General features: G+C 73.7%; 16 protein-coding genes, 1 pseudogene and 1 riboswitch. Of the genes and pseudogenes, 10 read left to right on the forward strand and 7 right to left on the reverse strand.

All coding sequences use genetic code 11. From position 1 onward, the window contains the following. Nucleotides 1-71: 71 nt before the first annotated feature. The 3 genes from GA0070564_RS25735 to GA0070564_RS25745 all read left to right on the forward strand — a co-directional run bounded on the left by GA0070564_RS25735 (nt 72) and on the right by GA0070564_RS25745 (nt 2,989). A complete protein-coding gene (locus tag GA0070564_RS25735; RefSeq protein WP_091614719.1) occupies nt 72-986 on the forward strand; it encodes a cation diffusion facilitator family transporter in 915 nt (304 codons plus the stop codon). Nucleotides 987-1,139: 153 nt separating this feature from the next. Beyond that, nucleotides 1,140-1,271: riboswitch (cyclic di-AMP (ydaO/yuaA leader) on the forward strand. Nucleotides 1,272-1,275: 4 nt separating this feature from the next. Next, nucleotides 1,276-2,385 carry a coiled-coil domain-containing protein gene (locus GA0070564_RS25740; protein WP_091614429.1) on the forward strand — a complete coding sequence of 370 codons (1,110 nt, stop codon included), beginning with the start codon at nt 1,276-1,278 and terminating at the stop codon, nt 2,383-2,385. Nucleotides 2,386-2,506: 121 nt separating this feature from the next. Beyond that, on the forward strand, nt 2,507-2,989 hold the full coding sequence (locus tag GA0070564_RS25745; protein ID WP_091614432.1) for a hypothetical protein: 483 nt from the start codon (nt 2,507-2,509) through the stop codon (nt 2,987-2,989). A gap of 10 nt (nt 2,990-2,999) precedes the next feature. On the opposite strand, the gene GA0070564_RS25750 is transcribed toward GA0070564_RS25745, so the two are convergent. Further along, nucleotides 3,000-3,464: a hypothetical protein gene (locus GA0070564_RS25750; protein ID WP_091614436.1), complete on the reverse strand. Its 465-nt coding sequence runs from the start codon at nt 3,462-3,464 to the stop codon at nt 3,000-3,002. 89 nt (nt 3,465-3,553) lie between these two features. Next, nucleotides 3,554-3,916 carry an STAS domain-containing protein gene (locus GA0070564_RS25755; RefSeq protein WP_091614439.1) on the reverse strand — a complete coding sequence of 121 codons (363 nt, stop codon included), beginning with the start codon at nt 3,914-3,916 and terminating at the stop codon, nt 3,554-3,556. A 453-nt stretch (nt 3,917-4,369) separates the two neighbouring features. Between GA0070564_RS25755 and GA0070564_RS25760 the strand changes: the two genes are divergently transcribed. Continuing rightward, a complete protein-coding gene (locus tag GA0070564_RS25760) occupies nt 4,370-4,777 on the forward strand; it encodes a hypothetical protein (protein WP_091614443.1) in 408 nt (135 codons plus the stop codon). A gap of 70 nt (nt 4,778-4,847) precedes the next feature. Here the strand turns inward: GA0070564_RS25760 and GA0070564_RS25765 are convergent, their stop codons facing one another. Then, on the reverse strand, nt 4,848-7,562 hold the full coding sequence (locus tag GA0070564_RS25765; RefSeq protein ID WP_091614446.1) for a cellulose binding domain-containing protein: 2,715 nt from the start codon (nt 7,560-7,562) through the stop codon (nt 4,848-4,850). Between the two features lie 259 nt (nt 7,563-7,821). Between GA0070564_RS25765 and GA0070564_RS25770 the strand changes: the two genes are divergently transcribed. From GA0070564_RS25770 to GA0070564_RS25780, 3 genes are read left to right on the forward strand one after another with little or no spacing between them, the layout of a single operon-like run. Next, on the forward strand, nt 7,822-8,508 hold the full coding sequence (locus GA0070564_RS25770; protein WP_091614451.1) for a BON domain-containing protein: 687 nt from the start codon (nt 7,822-7,824) through the stop codon (nt 8,506-8,508). A 60-nt stretch (nt 8,509-8,568) separates the two neighbouring features. Beyond that, on the forward strand, nt 8,569-9,066 hold the full coding sequence (locus GA0070564_RS25775) for a redoxin domain-containing protein (RefSeq protein ID WP_091614456.1): 498 nt from the start codon (nt 8,569-8,571) through the stop codon (nt 9,064-9,066). Then, the gene (locus GA0070564_RS25780; protein ID WP_091614461.1) at nt 9,063-9,611 is read left to right on the forward strand and encodes a DsbA family protein; all 549 of its coding nucleotides are present in this window, start codon (nt 9,063-9,065) and stop codon (nt 9,609-9,611) included. The genes GA0070564_RS25775 and GA0070564_RS25780 overlap by 4 nt, the downstream gene beginning before the upstream one ends. Before the next feature lie 20 nt (nt 9,612-9,631). On the opposite strand, the gene GA0070564_RS25785 is transcribed toward GA0070564_RS25780, so the two are convergent. After that, nucleotides 9,632-12,364, reverse strand: a complete 2,733-nt coding sequence (locus tag GA0070564_RS25785) for a helix-turn-helix transcriptional regulator (protein WP_091614465.1) — start codon at nt 12,362-12,364, stop codon at nt 9,632-9,634. A gap of 208 nt (nt 12,365-12,572) precedes the next feature. On the opposite strand from GA0070564_RS25785, the gene GA0070564_RS25790 reads away from it, so the two are divergent. Beyond that, complete coding sequence (locus tag GA0070564_RS25790) at nt 12,573-13,004, forward strand: SRPBCC family protein (protein WP_425412536.1); 432 nt, start codon at nt 12,573-12,575, stop codon at nt 13,002-13,004. After that, complete coding sequence (locus GA0070564_RS25795; protein ID WP_091614474.1) at nt 13,001-14,164, forward strand: zinc-dependent alcohol dehydrogenase; 1,164 nt, start codon at nt 13,001-13,003, stop codon at nt 14,162-14,164. The genes GA0070564_RS25790 and GA0070564_RS25795 overlap by 4 nt, the downstream gene beginning before the upstream one ends. Nucleotides 14,165-15,207: 1,043 nt before the next feature. On the opposite strand, the pseudogene GA0070564_RS30035 reads toward GA0070564_RS25795, so the two are convergent. The 3 genes and pseudogenes from GA0070564_RS30035 to GA0070564_RS25810 all read right to left on the reverse strand — a co-directional run. Then, nucleotides 15,208-15,867 (reverse strand): annotated as a pseudogene (locus tag GA0070564_RS30035) (hypothetical protein); the annotation flags it as partial. 80 nt (nt 15,868-15,947) lie between these two features. Then, entirely contained in the window at nt 15,948-16,208 is a 261-nt protein-coding gene (locus GA0070564_RS25805; protein WP_091614482.1) for a hypothetical protein, read from the reverse strand. Next, a complete protein-coding gene (locus GA0070564_RS25810) occupies nt 16,208-16,405 on the reverse strand; it encodes a hypothetical protein (RefSeq protein ID WP_091614485.1) in 198 nt (65 codons plus the stop codon). The genes GA0070564_RS25805 and GA0070564_RS25810 overlap by 1 nt, the downstream gene beginning before the upstream one ends. Before the next feature lie 199 nt (nt 16,406-16,604). Here GA0070564_RS25810 and GA0070564_RS25815 point away from each other — a divergent pair, with 199 nt between their 5' ends. Further along, the gene (locus GA0070564_RS25815; RefSeq protein WP_091614490.1) at nt 16,605-17,573 is read left to right on the forward strand and encodes a helix-turn-helix transcriptional regulator; all 969 of its coding nucleotides are present in this window, start codon (nt 16,605-16,607) and stop codon (nt 17,571-17,573) included. Nucleotides 17,574-17,631: the final 58 nt, after the last annotated feature.

Consider the following 17,631-nt stretch of genomic DNA (forward strand, 5'->3'; position numbering starts at 1 on the left):
CCGTCAGTTGCACATATTGCGATGTGAACATAGATTGGGCCGCGTCCGCGACGGGGACGGAGGGTGTGGGCGTGGGCGCAGGTCATGACCACCAGGGCGCGGTCAGCAACGCCGCGCACCGCCACCGTGGCCGACTCTGGGCCGCCTTCGGCCTGCTCACCGCGCTGATGGTGGTCGAGGCGGTGGCCGCCTTCGCGACCGGCTCGCTGGCGCTGCTCTCCGACGCCGGGCACATGTTCACCGACGTCCTCGGCATCGGCATGGCCCTGGCGGCGATCACCGCGACCCGCCGCGCCGCCGCCGACCCGCAGCGCACCTTCGGCCTCTACCGGCTGGAGGTGCTGGCCGCGCTGGCCAACGCCGTGCTGCTCTGCGGGGTCGCGCTCTACGTCCTGGTCGAGGCGGTCCGGCGCTTCGGCGACGCACCGCAGGTGCTGGCCGGGCCGATGCTGGTGGTGGCGGTGGCCGGCCTGCTCGCCAACCTGGTCGCCTTCGCCCTGCTGCGCCCCGGGGCCCAGGAGAGCATCAACCTGCGCGGGGCCTACCTGGAGGTGCTCGGGGACCTGCTCGGGTCGCTCGGCGTGATCGCCGCGGCGCTGCTGATCGCGCTGACCGGCTGGTGGTGGGCCGACCCGGTGGTGGCGATCGCGATCGGGGTGTTCATCCTGCCCCGCACCTGGCGGCTGGGCCGGGCCGCCGTGCGGATCCTGGTCCAGGCCGCCCCGGACCACCTCCAGGTGACCGCCGTGCACGACCGGCTGGCCGCGGTGCCCGGGGTCGCGGAGGTGCACGACCTGCACGTCTGGACGCTCACCTCGGGTATGGAGGTGGCGTCGGCACACCTGACCATGGCGCCCGGCGCCGAGGTGGGGACGGTGCTGCGGGCCGCCCGGGTGGCGCTGCACGAGGACTTCCGGATCGACCACGCGACGTTGCAGGTCGAACCCGGAGCGTCAGAGGGCGCCTGCGGTTCGATCGAGTGGTGATTAGCGCAGGCTTAATTCTTCCCGGCTATCGTGGCCTTATGCCCCATTTGCAACTCTTGCCCCGCGCGTCGCGGGGAGCCGCGCCGAGTGCGGCCGTCGGCACGCCGGTAGGCTCGGCCACGGCCTCCGCCGGGCGGCGCCCTCCGGCGCCTGCGGCGGCCGCCGCCTAATCGCCCGCCATGGCGAGCCGGGGAACCACGTCCGTGGGGTGCATCCGCGTCAGCGGTAGGGATCTTCCGTCCCGAACCCGTCAGCTAACCCGGTCGGCGGCTGACGGAAGGACATGTGCATGCCAGTAGTGGGCCCCGTACGACGTACCGCCGCCCGGGTGGCGGCCCTGATGGTGGCGACGCTCGCCCTCGGCGCCGGCGTCGACCCGGTCACCCCCGCCCTCGCCGCCCCCGCCGTCGGCCCGCTCGCCGCCGCTGCCGCCGCCAAGGCGCCCAACGGCGACGACGAGGGCGGCACCGAGAAGCTGCGCGAGCAACTCGACGCCGCCAGCAAGGGCTGGATCGACGCCCGGACCGCGCTGGCCCGCTCCACCAAACGGCAGAAGGACCTCGGCGTCCAGCTCAAGGCCATCGAGGGTGAGCTGGGCGTCCGCGACGCCAAGGTCGGCGAGATCGCCGGGGTGGCGTACCGGACCGGTCGGCTCGGCACCGCCGCGGTGCTGCTCGACAGCGGCAGCCCCGACGCGTTCATGGAACGCGCCGCCACGCTCGACCAGGTGGCCGCCAACGAGGACCGGGCGCTGCGCGGACTGCTCGACACCCGGGACCGGGCCAACCGCACCAAGATCGCCCTGGACACCGAGATCATCGAGCAGCGCAAGCAGGTGCTGGTGATGGCCAAGCGCAAGCAGCAGGCCGAGCAGGCCCTGGAGGTGGCCGCCGCCGAGGCCAAGCGGGAGGCCGCCCAGCGCAGCACCTCCTCCGGCGGGAACGGCACCCGCGGCACCTCCACCGCCAACGCCGACCCCGCCCCGCGCAACTCCGACGGCTCCTGGCCGTCCGAGTCGTGCAGCGTCGACGACCCCACCCCGGCCGACGGCTGCATCACCCCGCGCACCCTGCACGCCCTGGAACAGGCCAAGGCCGCCGGCTTCACCCGGTACGTCTCCTGCCACCGCCCCAGCGGCTCCGGCGAGCACCCCAAGGGCCGGGCCTGCGACTTCGCCGCCGAGAAGGGCGGCTTCGGCGGGGACGCCACTGGCGGGGACAAGACGTACGGCAACAACCTGGCCGCCTACTTCATCCGCAACGCCGACCGGCTCGCCGTGCTCTACGTGATCTGGTACCGGCAGATCTGGCTGCCCAGCAGCGGGTGGAAGTCGTACAGCGGGGCCGGTGGGGACCCGTCCAGCGACCACACCAACCACGTGCACCTGTCGGTCTACTGACCGATCCGGCCGCCGCGTACCCGCCTCCACGGGTGCGCGGCGGTCCTACGCTCCGGGACGTACGCCGGGTGTCGCCGCCCGGACCACGACGTCACGGCACCGGCCGGCGAGCATCGGGCACATGAGCCGACTCTCCCCCGCCGGGCGCAAGGCCCTGCTCACCCTGCACCTGGTCACCTCGTTGGGCTGGCTCGGCGCGGACCTGGCGCTGCTCACCCTCGGCCTCGCCGGCTGGCGCGGCGCCGAGCCGACCGTGGTCTATCCGGCGGCCGGGCTGCTGGTGACGTACCTCTTCGCCCCGCTGAGCGTGCTGGTCTGGCTGGTCGGCGTGGCCAGCGCCGTGCTCACCCCGTGGGGGCTGCTGCGCTGGCGGTGGGTGCTGGTCAAGCTGGTGCTCACCACGGTCATGCTGGGGCTGGTCCTGCTGCTGCTCACCCCGCGGCTGCGGGCCGTCGGCGCGGCGGCGCCGCACCTCGACACCCACGACCGGGTCGACCTGATCGTCCCGCCGGCGATCTCCACCGGCCTGCTGCTGGTCGCCACGGTCGTCTCCACCCACAAGCCGTGGGGCCGGCTGCGGCCGGCGGTCCGGCGACGGGCCTGACCGTCGCCGGTCAGCCGGCGGCCGGGGCGGCGTCCTCCCCCAGCGCCGCGCCGAGCCGGGTGGCCAGCGCCAGGTGCGCCGACCGGGCCTGGCGGAAGGCGTACGCGAAGAGCGGCGCGGGCGCCGAGAGGGTGATCTCGACGTCGATCCGCAGCAGACCGCCGGGCTCCGGGCGCAGCCGGGTGTGGTTGCGTACCGTCGTCGCCGGTTGCTGCCGGGCCACGGTGACGATCTCGTCCTCGGTGGCGACCAGCACGTCGGCCTGGTAGGTGACCGGGAAGTGCAACGGCCCGACCGCCAGCCGATCGGTGATCGCGTAGCTGGCCCGGGCGCCGGGGCGGGGCGGCAGCCGGCGGACCCGGACGATCAGGGGATGCAGCTCCCCCTGCCGGGTCAGGTCGCTCAGCAGCGCCAGCGCGTCCGCCGCCGTGCACCGCGCCTGGACGGTGTAGCCGAACGTGTCCCGCGTGAGCACGGAGTCTCCCCCACTGGTAGGTGGCCCGATCCTCGCCCACCCACCCGCGTCCTGGCAACGGCCGTCCGGCCCGGCACGGGTGCGGGGACTCAGGCCCCGGGGAGCACCTCGGGTCGCGCGCTCTCGGCGAAGTACGGCTCGGGGGCGCCGAAGAGACCGAGCAGCCCGGTGACCCAGAGCTGCCGGTGCACGAACCGGCTGGGCTGGGTGACGACCAGCTTCACGCCGCTCACCCCGGCCGTCTGGAAGCCGGCGACCATGGCGCTGATGCCGACGGAGTCGATGAAGGTGACGAGCCGCATGTTCAGCTCGATGCGGGTGGGACGGCTCTTCGCCAGCACCTCGGCGATCGCCTCGCGCACCTCGTACGCGGTGTCGACGTCGACCTCGCCACGCGGGGCGATCTCGACGACACCACCCGACAGAACCGACTTCACGATCGACAGGCTCACGCGAGCACCTCCACCCGCCCTCTCGGGGCGCCTCATCAGTACGCGGGCCGCGACCGAGAGTATTCCTCCGACGGCCTCGGTCGCCACCCCCAGGGGATGAGCAAATTCGCGGACCGGGCACACCGGGTGCGCTCCGGAACGACGAACGTCCGTCCACGGGACCAACGACCCGACCGGGCCGCTCGATCCGCCGCACCAGGGTAACGGTGCCGTCCCGGGGGTTCGCGCCACCCAGTCTCACCGGCGCGTCCCGCCTGCGCATCCGGGTTTTCCCCGGGGATCCGGCCGGTCGCGTGGCCGACCCGGGACCGGCCGCGCGTCGAAGCGTCGCCGGATCGGGTTTGCGTGCCACCATCGGTGGGCACAGGCGCAGGAAGCGAAGCGTGACGCGCCGGAAAGAGGTCGTGGTCCGAAGTGGCCGGCCGGCTTCGGCACCCCCGAGGAGGTAACCCCATGTTCGGAACGACCCTGCTGGACCGCCGCAACAAGCCCGAGCGGATCGCCGACCAGGCGTGGCAGCACCTCACGTCGGCCGTCACCTCGGCCGGCGACAGCGTCCGGGACACCGCCCGGTCCGCCCGCCGCAACGGGTTCGACCTGGCCGACGGGGCCGGTGACCTGGTCGGCTCCGCGGCCGAGGAGGCCCGCCGCCGGGCCCTGCTGGCGTTCGACGCGCTCGCCGGCCGCCGGCCGGCCCTGCCGTGGACGCTGCTGATCAGCGCCGCGCTGGTCGGCGCCGCCATCGGCTGGGCCGCCGGGACCGCCGCGCGCGCCGCCGGCAGCCAGGGCGACCGGCACGTCGACGAGATCGAGTTCGTCGACGTCGACCGGCCGAACTCCCCCGTGGGCACCGACGGCTGATCCGACCGGACGCGAGGCCCGACACGGGTGCGGGGCCCGGGCGGTTCGCCCGGGCCCCGCTCGGCGTCGCCTATCGGGCGACGACGGCCGTGCAGGTCAGCGCGGGCACCGGGTTGGCGCCGCTCCAACTGCCCAGGAAGCCGAACGTGGTGCTGGCCCCGGCGCCCAGGGCGCCGTTCCAGCCGGCGTCGCGCACCACCACCTGGCCACCGGTCTGGGTGTACGTGCCGTTCCAGAGCTGGGTGAGCTTCTGGCCGTTGGCGTAGTTCCAGGTCACCGACCAGGAGCTGGCCGGCGAGCCGCCGTTGCGCACGGTCACCTCGCCCTGGAAGCCGCCGGCCCACGAGTTCGTCACCTGGTACGTCGCCGTGCAGCCACCGGCCGGCACCGGGGTGGTCGGCGTGCCGGTGGGCGAGGGCGAGGTCGTCGGCGAAGGTGAGGTCGTCGGCGAGGGCGAGGTGGTCGGAGACGTGGTCGGCGAGGGCGACGTGGTCGGGGACGGTGTGCCGCCGAGCGGGTCGGCCACCAGGATGCCCCGCCCGTTGGTGCCCAGGTAGACCCGGCCGTAGACCCGGGGGTCGCCGGTCAGCGCGTCGCCGGCGTTGCCGTACTGGTGCTGGTCGTCGTTGATCCGCACCCAGGTCGCCCCGGAGTCGTCGGACCGGTGGACGCCGGGCCGGCCGTCGACGGTGCCGATCACGAAGACCGTCGGGTGGGTCCGCCCCGGTGCGGCCTTGCCGAAGCCGACGTTGCCGGCGGCGCTCACGGCGGCCAGTTTGGTGAAGGTGGCGCCGCCGTCGGTGGAGCGCCACAGCCCGCCGGAGCCGGTCAGCCAGAGCTCGCCCTGCTGACCGGGTACGGCCTTGAACCGCCCTCCCGAGGGCAGGCCGGTGGCCGCCGACGCGGTGAAGCTCGCCCCGCCGTCGGTGCTGGCGTAGACCTTCCCGCCGCTGAAGCCGTAGAACCGCTTCGGGTTCACCCGGTCGGCGGCGATCTGCGCGTTCGCCGGGATGCCGGTGGCGGCGGTCCAGGAGGTGCCGAAGCCGGCGGAGATGAGGACCGCCGCGCCGGCGTCACCGGGGGCCCAGAGGAACCGGCTGCCGTCCGCCGCCGCGGCGACCGTGCCGCCGTTGCTGAGTCCGGCCGGCTCGGTGCCCTGGAACCAGGTGGTGCCGCCGTCGGTGGAGAAGGCGACGTGGCTGTCGCCGGGCCGGTCGGCGTCGGCGAAGCTGCCGGCGCGGACGATCACGTTCGGCTTCGTCTCGGCGTAGTCCAGGTCGTGCGGCCCCCAGCCGGGGTTGGTGTACGTCCAGCCGGGCACCTCGTCGAGGTCGTCGTGCCGGAAGCCGGCGATGTCACCGAGGGCGCTGAGCAGCGGCGCGCCGGAGGGCGGGCTGATCAGGTCGAGGACGGCGGTCTCCTCCAGCCCCTTGACCATCGGCCGGATGGTGAACTGACCACCGGTGTCCCACCTGGTGAGGTCGGTGGTGCCGTAGACGGTGGCGCCGGTGCCGTACATCATCCGGTTGGAGTCGAACGGGTCGATCTCGATCGACTCGTTCATCCAGCCCAGCTTCGGCGAGGTGTCCGGCGGGGCGGGGTTGGCGTTGCCGAAGTTCAGCCAGGGCACCGAGGAGGCGTCCATCTTGTAGCGGAAGCTGCGGTTGGGATAGCCGGCCCAGTCCCAGATGCGGGTCCAGGTGGCGCCGCCGTCGGTGCTGCGCCAGAAGACCGCGTCCGGCCACCAGGAGACCTGGGTGCCCACCATGAGCGTGTTCGGGTGCTGCCGGTCGATGGTCAGGCCGGAGTAGCCGAAGGTGTCGTCGGTGCTGGTGGAGGGGACCGGGCTGATCCTGGTCCAGCCGCCGGTGGCCCGGTTGAACTTCCAGACGTCGCCCTTGCCGCCGTCGTACGGGCCGCCGGTGTCGCTGGTGGCGAGGTAGAGGTAGCCGCCGACCGGGTCCACCACCCCCTTGTGCGGGATGAACCCGGTGGGCGCGCCGGGCAGCGGCTGCCAGGTGACGCCCGCGTCGGTGGAGCGGTAGACCGGGTTGGCCTTGTCGGCGACGCCGGCGTAGATGGTCTTCGTGGCGGTGCCGGCCGTACCCGTGCTCCTGTCGAAGCTGACCCAGACGACGCCCTGGTTGTCGGCGCCGGTGGACGGGTAGTTGCCGGCGTTGGGGAAGCTGGTCACCCTGGCCCAGGTGACGCCGGAGTCGGTGCTGCGCCACAGCCCGTTGCCGCTGGGGGCGCCGAGGTAGAGCACGCTGTTGCGGTTGGGGTCGACGACCAGCCGCTCGCCCATCCCCCGGCCCGGCATGTTGCCGCCCAGGTGGAACGGCAGTTCGCTGGCCTGCCAGGTGGCGCCCTTGTCGGCGGAGCGCAGGACCGCGCCGTTGTTCGGGTCCCAGCCGTTGGTGTACATGCCGGCCGCGACGTACACCCGGTTGGTCTGCACCGGGTCGGTGGCCAGGCTGACCACGCCGTTCCAGCCCCACCTGTCGCCGCCGACCCAGTCGAGCAGCGGGGTCCACGACTGGCTGGCCTGCTCCCAGCGGTAGGCGCCGCCGATGTCGGTGCGGGCGTAGATCAGGTTCTTCTCGGTGGGGTTGAAGACGATGCCGGGGACGAAACCGCCGCCGTCGATCCGGACGTTGCGCCAGGAGTACGGCTCGGCGGCCGCCGCGGCGGCCGGTGCGGTGGGGGCGGCGGTGAACTGGACGGCGACGACTGCCGCCGCCACGGCCAGCGCGGACGTGACCGCGCCGGCGAGACCTCTGCGCATCTGCGCTTCCTCTCGGTTGAACCCGTGTGGTGGGGACGGGAGGCGACGACGACCGTGCCCGGGTGGTGTCGTCGCGCGGGGAGCTGCCCAGGGCTCCCGGTCGGCGTGCTGGCTCCCGCAGCCGAGGGGCATTCACCCTAACCGTTCTCCGGCCCGTTATGGAAGCGCTCCCACCGAGCGGGTTCACCCGCTCCGGGCGAGGGCGGCTCACCCAGGGCGGCGGCACGATCGGCGCCGGACCGACCCGGAAGGAGCCACCATGGCCACCTCGATCGTCACCCGCACCGACCAGGACATCCAGAACGACGTCCTCGACGAGCTGACCTGGGAGCCCCGGGTGTCCCCGCACGAGATCGGGGTGACCGTGGCCGAGGGCGTCGTGACGCTCACCGGCTGGGTGGACAGCTACGCCAGGAAGTGGGCCGCCGAGCGGGCCGCGCATCGGGTGGCCCGGGTGCGGGCGGTCGCCAACGACCTCACCGTCCGGCTGCACCCGGCGGCCGAACGCACCGACGCCGACCTCGCCCTCGCCGTCGAACGCACCCTGGAGTGGGACGCCTTCGTGCCGGTCGAGCGGATCGAGGTGACCGTCGCCGCCGGCTGGGTCACCCTGCGCGGCGACGTGGACTGGGAGTACCAGCGCCGGGCCGCCGAACGGACCGTCGGCCGGCTGACCGGCGTACGCGGGGTGAGCAACGGCATCGCGGTGCGCCCCGCCGCCCGTGCCGACCGGACCGGCGCCGCCGAGCTGCCGGACCGGATCGTCGACGCGCTGCTGCGCAGCGGGGCCACCGAGGCCGACCGGGTGACCGTCCGGGTGCACGGCGACACCGCGGTGCTGGCCGGGCTGGTCCGCTCGGTGCCCGAGCGCGACGAGGTGGAGCGGATCGTCTGGTCCGCCCCCGGCATCCGCGAGGTGCACAACCACCTCGCCGTCGGCGACTGAGCCGAAACCACCCCGCCGGGGTGAGCCGCCCTCACCCGGCCGGGCGGCAGGGTGGGAGGCATGACCGAACTACACGGCCTGATCCCCGCCGGGTCCGCCGCGCCGGACTTCACCCTGCCGGCCACCCCGGAGGGGCACCGGACGGGTCCCGGGCGGTACGCCGGCCGACCGGTGGTCCTCGCCTTCTATCCCGCCGACTGGAGCCCGGTCTGCTCCGACCAGATGTCGCTGTACCAGGCGGCGCTGCCGGAGTTCGAGCGGTACGACGCGGCGCTGCTCGGCGTCTCGGTCGACGGCATCTGGTCGCACCGGGCGTTCGCCCAGCAGCGGGGCATCACCTTCCCGCTGCTGGCCGACTTCGAGCCCAAGGGTGAGGTGTCCCGCCGGTACGGCGCGTACACCGGGCAGGGCGTGTCGGCCCGGGCGCTGGTGGTGCTCGACCCGGCCGGCACGGTGGCCTGGAGCCAACTGTCACCCGACGACGTCAACCCGGGCGCGGACGGGATCCTCGACGCGCTGGAGCGGCTCGGCGCCGATCGGCGGGTGACGGCCCGATGACCACGCCGTTGCAGATGACCGCGAAGCTGCGTACCCCGGTCGGCGGGCGGGACCACGTGCGCGGTCCCGTCGACGCGCCGGTCACCCTCGTGCAGTACGGCGACTTCCAGTGCCGGTTCTGCGGGGCCGCGTACCCGAACCTCGTGGAGCTGGGCCGCCAGCGCGCGGACGTGGTGCGGTTGGTCTACCGGCACTTCCCGATCGCCAACGTCCACCCGTACGCGGAGAGCGCCGCCGAGATGGCCGAGGCGGCCGCCCGCCGGGACCGGTTCTGGGAGATGCACGACTGGCTCTACGAGCACCAGGACCAGTTGGACCCGGTGCACCTGTCGCTGGGCGTGGCGCAGCTCGGCCTGCCCGCCGACGAGCTCGCCGCCGAGGTGGGCCGGCAGGAGTACGGCGACCGGGTGCGCCAGGACTTCGTCAGCGGGATCCGCAGCGGGGTGAACGGCACGCCGACGCTCTTCGTCGACGACGTCCGCCACGACGGCGGGTACGACCTGGCCGAGCTGCTCGCCGTGGTCGACGCCGCCGCGAACGCCTGAGCGCCGCCGCCGGGCCCGGATCAGATCAGCCGCAGCTCACGGGCCCGGCGGACCGCGTCCCGACGACGGGTGGCGGAGAGCTTCCGATAGATGTTGCGCACGTGGGTCTTCACCGTGTTGACCGACAGCGACAACTCGGCGGCGATCTCCACGTTGGACAGGATGCTCTGCAGGTAGCGCAGGATGGTCAGCTCCCGCTCGGTGAGCGGCTCGTCCAGCACCGGCCCGCCGGCACCGGCGGATCGTTCACCGACGGACCGGTCAGGGACGTCTCCGCTGTGCTCGTCGGCGCTGCGGACCAGGTCGCTCACCGTCGACCAGTGCGCCGTGCCGGTGTCCAGGTGGGCGGCGAGCAGGTCGCGCACCTCCTCGTCGGCGCGGGTGAAGAGCCGGCGGAACCCCTCCGGTCCGGCCAGCGCGAGCACCCGCTCCAGGATCCCGCCGGCCCGCCGGCCGTCGCCGCCCCGGTGGGCCAGCACCGCCTCCAGCAGCCCGGCGTCCAGGCGTACCGGCAGCGGCCAGTCACCGGCCGGTGGGGCGTCCCAGGCCGGCAGCACGTACCCGGCCGCCCGCGGGTCCCCGGCGCGCAGCTCCGCGCGGGCCAGCGCCACGCCGAGCGCCGGGTCCGGCGGGTCGGTGCCACGGTCGGCGAGCAGGGCGCGGGCGCCGGCCGGGTCGCCCCGGGCGCTGTCCAGGTCCGCCTCGGCGGCGAGCAGCCAGTGCCCCAGCTGCCCGGCCGCCGGCCGGTCACCGAGCCGGTCCCGGGCGGCCACCAGCAGCCGGTGCGCGGCGGCCGGGTCACCGGCGTCGCGGCGCAGCCGGGCCCGGCAGAGCGCGGCCAGCGCAGCGACGGTCGGTCCGCCCTCCGCCGGGCCGACCACGGCGAGCCGCGCGGCGGCCTCCTCCGGCTCGTCCCGGTGCACGGCCACCAGGGCCAGCGCCAGGTGGGCGTGGGCGCAGTCGGCGCGGCAGGACCAGCCCCGGCAGGGCGGCATGGCCAGCGCCTCCCGCGCGGTCCGCTCGGCCGCGCGCAGCTCACCCCGGACGGCGGCCAGCAGCGCCTGCCGGCTGGCGCAGACCAGCTCGGTGCGCTGCCGCCCGGCGGTCCGGGCCGCCGCCAGCGCGTCGTCGAAGGCCGCTGCCGCGGCCGGCAGGTCCCCCTCGTCCAGCGCGACCAGGCCGAGCGCGGTACGGGCCACCGCGCGGACGTCGGCGTCCTCGGCCGCCCCGGCCCGCGGGTCGTCGACCGGTCCCGGCTCGATCCGGGTGGCGAGCAGCCGGTCGGCCGCCCGGCGTACCTCCGCCGGGTCGCCGGCCGACCGGACCAGGGTGAGCTCCAGCGCGGTGGCGAGTCGGCGGAACCGGTCCCGGCGGGGCGCGGCCAGCGTCGCCGCCGCGGCCACCGCGTCGCGCAACCGGTCCGCGGCGGTCGTCGGGTCGCCCGCGTACGCCCGCTCGGCCGCCGCGGCCAACGCCAGTTCCGGGTCCCGGCGCACCGCCTCGGCCGGCGGGGCGGCGGGCGGCGACCCGGCGGCGTCCTCCCGGTCGTACGGGACCAGGTCCGGCCAGCGGGCGATGAACAGCTCGGTGGCGTCGTTCCACCGACCGGCGGCCAGCAGGTGCCGCAGCGCCTGCGCCGGCCGGCCGTTCCCGGCGTACCAACCCGCGGCCCGCCCGTGCAGGTCACGCAGCTCGTCGGCGTCCAGCCGGCCCAGCTCGGCGCGGAACAGGTCGGCCAGCAGCGGGTGGCAGCGGTACCAGGGCGGGTTGCTGTCGTCGCGGTGCAGAAAACCGCCGTCGCGGGCCAGGCCGGCCAGCACGGTGGCGGAGTCACCCCGGCCGGTGAGCGCGTCGGCCAGGTCCGCGCAGACCGCGTCGGCCACGGCGGTACGCGCCAGCAGCTCCCGGTCCCCGTCGACCCACCCGGCCAGCACCTCCTGGCGCAGGTAGCCGGCCACCTCCGGCTGGTCCCCGCCGAACCGCTCCACCCAGCCGCCCGGGTCCGGCCGGTCGCGCAGCGCCAGCGCGGCCAGCCGCAGCCCGGCCGGCCACCCGCCGGTACGCTCCCGCAGCCGGCGTACCGAGGCGGCGGGCACCGCCACCCCGTGCGCGGTCAGCAGGTCGGCCACCTCGTCGTCGGTGAAGGCCAGCGCGGCCGGCCCGAGCTCGGTCAGCTCACCGGCGAGCCGGAACCGGTGCAGGGGCAGCGGCAGGTCGCTGCGCGCCCCGACCACCAGGCGCAGCCGCTGCTCGGCGTGGCGGAGCAGGAACTCCAGCCCGGTCAGCGCCGCCGGGTCGGTGATCCGGTGCAGGTCGTCCAGGACCAGCAGCACCGGTCGCTCCCGGGCGGCCAGCGCGGCGGCGAGCAGTTCCAGCTGGTCGGGGCGGGGTGGCCGGTCCGGGACCGGGGCGTCCTGGTCCCCCGCGTCGGACACCGCGCCCCGCAGCGCCGCCGCCAGGTATGCCCAGAACCGCTCCCCGGTGTCCCCCACCTCCACCGACACCCAGGCCGGCGCCCGGTCCTCGGCGGCGGCCCGGGCCCACGAGGCGAGCAGGGTGGTCTTGCCCCAGCCGGCCGGGCCGGTCACCACCGTCACCGGCCCGGCCGTCCCGGCGTCGAGGCCGGCCAGCAGGCGGGGTCGGAGCAGCACCGGTTCGGGCGGCGCCGCCGGCGCCAACCGGGAGGCCAGCAGGGGTGGCGCGGCCCGCACCGGCTCCCGCGCCACCCCGACCCGGCTCCGTTCCACCGGCATCCGGCCTCCCCACCCGACGCTGCGCCCCCCGGTCCCCGTGCGGCGAGCGGTTACCCGGCCCGGCCCGGTTCACCCCTTCGGGGGGAGCCCGCTTCACCCGGGCCCGGCCGAGGATGGGGACGTACGCGGGCGACGGCCGCGCGTGACCGGCCGCCCGCGGTGTCTCCGGGACCGCCCCGGACGACGCGCGGAGGGACAGGTGGTACGCATGGGACGGCTGGCCCACGGCGGGACGGTGCTCGCCACCGCGGCCGCCGGCGCGGTCCGGGCGTTGGTCGTACCCCGGCGGCGGCGGCCCACCACCGGGCCGGACCGGCGGCCGGCGCGCTGGCAGGTGGTGACCGTGGACCGCCCACCCGAGCAGGTGCTGCCCGGCGGCCGGTGGCCGGAGCCGCTGCGCCCGCTGGACGGCGCGGTGGAGCTGTACCTGCGTCCGGCGCCCGGCGGGCGCGGCACCGAGCTGTCGGCCCGACCGCTCGGTGGCCGGCCGGAGCTGCCCGGGATGGCCGCCCACCTGGTCGGCGACGACCCCGGCCTGCTGATCCGGGAGACGCTGCGCCGGGCGAAGCAGTACGTGGAGACCGGCGAGGTGCTGCGCGCCGACCGGTCCCGGCTGGACCGCCCGGTGGTGCGCCGGTGAGGGCGCTGTGCTGGGAGGGCGCCGGGGCGCTGGCGGTACGCGAGGTGCCCGACCCGGAGCTGCGCAACGCGGCCGACATGATCGTCCGGGTGCGGCGCAGCGCCACCTGCGGCGCGGACCTGCCCCTGCTGGCCGGCCGGACCCCGTTCCTCGCCGCCGGTGACGTGCTCGGGCACGAGTTCCTCGGCGAGGTGGTCGAGGTCGGCCCGGAGGTACGCGAGCACCGCCCCGGCGACCGGGTGGTGGTCTGCGCGGCGGTCTCCTGCGGCTCCTGCTGGTACTGCCGGCAGGGCCTCTACGCCAGCTGCGACAACGGCAGCACCATGCCGGCCCGGGCGGAGGCGGCGTGGGGACAGCCCACCGGCGGCTGCTACGGCCATCCGAGCGCCCTGGGCGGCTTCGCCGGCAGCCACGCCGAGTACGCCCGGGTGCCGTACGCCGACGTGGGCGCGTTCACCGTGCCCGAGCCGCTGGACGACCACCGGGCGGTCTTCGCCTCCGACGCGGCGCCCACCGGCTGGATGGGCGCCGAGCTGGGCGGGGTACGCCCCGGCGACGTGGTGGCCGTCTGGGGCGCCGGAGCGGTCGGCCAGTTGACCGCCCAGGCGGCCCGGCTGCGTGGCGCGGCCCGGGTGATCGTGATCGACCGGCACCCGGAGCGGCTGCTGATGGCCGAGCTGCACGCCGGCGCGGAGACGCTGCACTTCGAGCGCACCGACGTCCCCGCCGAGCTACGCGAGCGCAGCGGCGGCCGGGGCCCGGACGTCTGCGTGGAGGCGGTCGGCACCGAGCCCGACGGCGCGGCGACCCGCTCGCTGGCCGACCGGCTGGGCGACGTGGGCCGGGCGGAACGACCGCTGGCCGTCCGGGAGGCGGTGCACTCCTGCCGCAAGGGCGGCACGGTGGTGGTGCTCGGCACCTTCTCCGGGTTCGTCGACACCTTCCCGCTGGGCTCGGTGATGCAGAAAGGGTTGACCCTGCACGGCGCCCGGCAGCACGGGCAGCGCTACATCCCGATGCTGCTGCGGCTGATGGCCCGCGACCAGTTGACCACGGAACACCTGGCCACCCACCGGCTGCCGCTGGAGCAGGGTCCGGCCGGGTACGAGCTGTTCCGGGACCGGGCCGACGGCTGTGTCCGTACGGTGTTCGCGCCGTGAGCCGGGGTTGACACGACTGACGGCCGAGGTGGGACGGGCGTGCGGCGGTGCCGCTGCGGTCGGGTCGATCGCAGCGGCACCGCCGGGTTGTCAGCGGGTTGTCAGGTGACGATGTTGATGGAGTTCTTGGTGACGGGGAGGTCGGCGCAGCCGCCGTAGCGGTAGGCGTCGTCGGTTACTCCGCCGAGGCGGAAGTTGTAGAGGTTCCAGGTGGACCCGCTGGTGCAGTCCTGGCGGTAGGTGCCGAGGTCGGCGTATCCGTCGGCGTTGAAGTCGGCGGTGACGGGGATGTCGTGGCAGCCACCCCAGCGCACGTCGGTGCGGATGGTGCCCTGGTATCGCACGTTGTAGGTCTGCCACGTGGATCCGGTGGTGCAGTCCTGCCGGTACAGGACCAGGTCGTCGTGTCCGTCGCCGTTGACGTCGCCGGTGCTGGGGATGTCCTTGCAACCGCCCCAGCGCAGGTCGGTCTGGATGGCGCCCTTGAGCCGCACGTTGTACATCTGCCACGTCGACCCGGCGGTGCAGTCCTGCCGATAGAGCACCAGGTCGTCGTATCCATCACCGTTGACGTCACCGGTCAGGGGCAGGTCCTTGCAACCGCCCCAGCGCAGATCGGTCTGGATCGTGCCCTTGAGCCGAACGTTGTACATCTGCCAGGTCGACCCGGTGGTGCAGTCCTGCCGGTACAGGACCAGGTCGTCGTATCCATCACCGTTGACGTCACCGATGCTCGGGATGTCATTGCAGCCACCCCAACGCATGTCACCGGTGGTCTGGACACCGCTGGCGCCGTTCTTGATCCACCACGTCGACCCGACGGCGCAGTCCCGGCGGTAGATCGCCATGTCCGCCACACCGTCGTTGTCGAAGTCACCGGTCAGCGGGATGTCGGACGACTTCCCACCCCACTTCTCATCGGTGTAGATGTTCACCCCTCTCTTCCAAGAGCGGATGTTCCACAACGACCCGTTCACCGGATCCGGCCGGTACAACGCCAGATCACTCGACCCATCACCATCGAAGTCAGCCGTCGCTCGGTTGCGCCACTGTTCGACCGTTTCGCCGCGAAGGACGCTCAGTAGTGCCACCTTGTTGTCCATGCTGGTGGTCTTGTCCCGGTCCTCGCTGAGGTGGATGTGCCACAGGTGCGAGGGATCGGAACTCACGTCGCGGTCGTAGCGGAAGTCGTAGCCCTCGACGCCGCTGTCGGTGTCGGCCTGCCCGTAGAATTCGCGCCACCCGTCCATGCGCGGGTCGTTGGGATTTCTGCCCGAGGCCAGCAGTCGCTGGGAATAGCGGGAGATGGCGCTGTAGTCGGCCGCCGTGGCGGCGAACCGCTGCACCGGCTGCGCGTCGAGGGTTGGGCTGCTGGCCGGGGCGAAGCCCTGGGCATCGGGGAACGTCCAGTCGTATGCGGCGGCCTTGTCCGACGGCCCGCCCTGGTCCTCCTGGTCGCGGACGGAGTAGTCGTTCGTGGCGTTTCCGGCGCGGGTGTTGTGGTAGCCGGGCTTGTTGGCGTAGATGCCACCGTTTTGGCTGCCGCTCTCCAGGCTCAGCAGCTGACCCATCAACCAGTCTGATGCGTCGGTCGTGAAGCCGGTACCCGCTTGGGCGGGTGGATTGGAAACCAGCAGAACGCCGGCGAACAGAACCATCGAGGCCGCTACTCGCAGACCGCGATGCACTACGGATCCATACATGCGTGACCCATCTTTGCTGGAATGGAGGCGGGGCCCCCGGTGAATTGACACGACGCGCTGCTGGTCGGCCGTGGCCGCCCCTAAAGTAGGCGCCACTGACGCAGTTCGGTCGTCGACGAGAGAGTGAGATTGATGAGCCGGCGCAGGATCTCGTCGGACTCGATCTGATTCGTGGCGAGAATGAACGCACCGATCCTGAGGTATCCCTGGCCGGGTACGACGCGGAGGTGTTCGACTCGGAAGATCGTCGAGCGGCAGCGCCACAGCAGCCGGTACATCAACTCCGAGTCGAATTCCGCCCGTCCGTCCAGCGGTGCGACGCGAGCGGTGGAGAGGTGCATCAAATGGCCAGAACGCTTTCCTCCGATCCGCCGCCGAAGTCGTTCGGGGGGACACCCCAGCCAAAACCGGCCAGGCTTTCGGTCAGATCCGTCGACGCCGAGATCATGATTATCTGAACGACCGCCAAGGCCACTGCAACGACAAGGAATACTCGGGGGGCGTGCACGCCGAGATCGATTATCCACCGGTTCGACATCGCTTCTCCAAGCTGTTTCGGGAGTTCAATCGGGTAGCGCTGTCAGCCACTCAAGGATCTCGGACTGCTCAACCGAAGTCAGTAGCCGGGACGTGGCGCGATACCGCCTGGCGTGATTGCGCCGTGCTGTGGCGCGGGGTAGCGGACCGATCCCTCAGCGTTGGAGGATGAGCCCGGGTTTACACGGGGAGGAATACGGATGTTGGCCAATCTCGGACTGTCTAAATGGGACGAATCGGTGTATCTCGCGATGCTCCACCTGCGCCAGGCCGGTGTGGCGGCCCTTGCCGAGCACCTGTCGGCGGACGAGTCCACCGTCCGCAGCTCACTGGACCGGCTCATCGACCTGGCGCTCGTCCGCACCCACGCCGACGGGCTGCGCGTCGTACGGCCACAGGCTGGACTGATGTCGCTGCTGGCCCAGGCCGAGGCGGAGATCGCGGTGCGGCAACACCAGATCGAGGCGACCCGGACGACGATCGCCAGCATCGCCAACGAGTTCTCCGCGCAAGGACGCGGCGAACCGGTCGTCCGGCTGGAGGGCATCGAGGCCGTCCGCGACCGGCTTGCCGAACTCGCGTCCGAGGTGGAGCGGGAATGCCTCTCCTTCAACAGCGGTGGCGCGCAGGCTCCGGACACGATCAGCGCGGAGCAGCCCCTCAACCAGGCCACGCTGGAGCGAGGGGTACTGATCCGGGACGTGTATCAGGAAAGCTTCCGCAACGATCCCGGCACCCTGGCCCACGCGCGGTGGATGGCGCGGCTGGGGGGACAGTGCCGGACGGTGCCGACGCTGCCGATGCGCCTGGTGATCGTCGACCGCCGCACGGCCCTGGTGCCGATCGACCCGGCTGATCCACGGGCTGGCGCGTTGGAGATCCAGACGCCGGGGGCGGTGGCTGGTCTTGCCGCCCTCTTCGACCAGGTGTGGGATTCCGGCCGGCCACTGGGCGAGGCGCCCCCGCGGGACCAGGATGGCCTGAACGGGCAGGAGCGGCAGTTGCTGAGACTGCTCGCGGAAGGGCACACCGACGAGTCGGCGGCCCGGAAGTTGGCGGTGTCGACCCGCAGCGTGCAGCGGATCATGACGGCGCTGACCGAACGGCTCGGCGCGGTCAGCCGCTTCCAGGCCGGCGTCGAAGCCGCTCGTCGCGGTTGGGTCGGCTGAGCGGCCCGGGGAAGCCAGCGGCGGTCCGCCCTCCACCGGTACGGGTTCGTGGGCGAGG

The organism is Micromonospora mirobrigensis (genome assembly GCF_900091555.1).
Lineage (GTDB): Bacteria > Actinomycetota > Actinomycetes > Mycobacteriales > Micromonosporaceae > Micromonospora > Micromonospora mirobrigensis.

Excerpts from the sequence above, each read along its gene's own strand:
- GA0070564_RS25760 (WP_091614443.1), top strand. The coding sequence starts at position 4,370 with ATGTTCGGAACGACCCTGCTGGACCGCCGCAACAAGCCCGAGCGGATC.
- GA0070564_RS25775 (WP_091614456.1), top strand. The coding sequence starts at position 8,569 with ATGACCGAACTACACGGCCTGATCCCCGCCGGGTCCGCCGCGCCGGAC.
- GA0070564_RS25765 (WP_091614446.1), bottom strand. The coding sequence starts at position 7,562 with ATGCGCAGAGGTCTCGCCGGCGCGGTCACGTCCGCGCTGGCCGTGGCG.
- GA0070564_RS25780 (WP_091614461.1), top strand. The coding sequence starts at position 9,063 with ATGACCACGCCGTTGCAGATGACCGCGAAGCTGCGTACCCCGGTCGGC.
- GA0070564_RS25745 (WP_091614432.1), top strand. The coding sequence starts at position 2,507 with ATGAGCCGACTCTCCCCCGCCGGGCGCAAGGCCCTGCTCACCCTGCAC.
- GA0070564_RS25805 (WP_091614482.1), bottom strand. The coding sequence starts at position 16,208 with ATGCACCTCTCCACCGCTCGCGTCGCACCGCTGGACGGACGGGCGGAA.
- GA0070564_RS25815 (WP_091614490.1), top strand. The coding sequence starts at position 16,605 with ATGTTGGCCAATCTCGGACTGTCTAAATGGGACGAATCGGTGTATCTC.
- GA0070564_RS25810 (WP_091614485.1), bottom strand. The coding sequence starts at position 16,405 with ATGTCGAACCGGTGGATAATCGATCTCGGCGTGCACGCCCCCCGAGTA.
- GA0070564_RS25740 (WP_091614429.1), top strand. The coding sequence starts at position 1,276 with ATGCCAGTAGTGGGCCCCGTACGACGTACCGCCGCCCGGGTGGCGGCC.
- GA0070564_RS25770 (WP_091614451.1), top strand. The coding sequence starts at position 7,822 with ATGGCCACCTCGATCGTCACCCGCACCGACCAGGACATCCAGAACGAC.
- GA0070564_RS25785 (WP_091614465.1), bottom strand. The coding sequence starts at position 12,364 with ATGCCGGTGGAACGGAGCCGGGTCGGGGTGGCGCGGGAGCCGGTGCGG.
- GA0070564_RS25790 (WP_425412536.1), top strand. The coding sequence starts at position 12,573 with ATGGGACGGCTGGCCCACGGCGGGACGGTGCTCGCCACCGCGGCCGCC.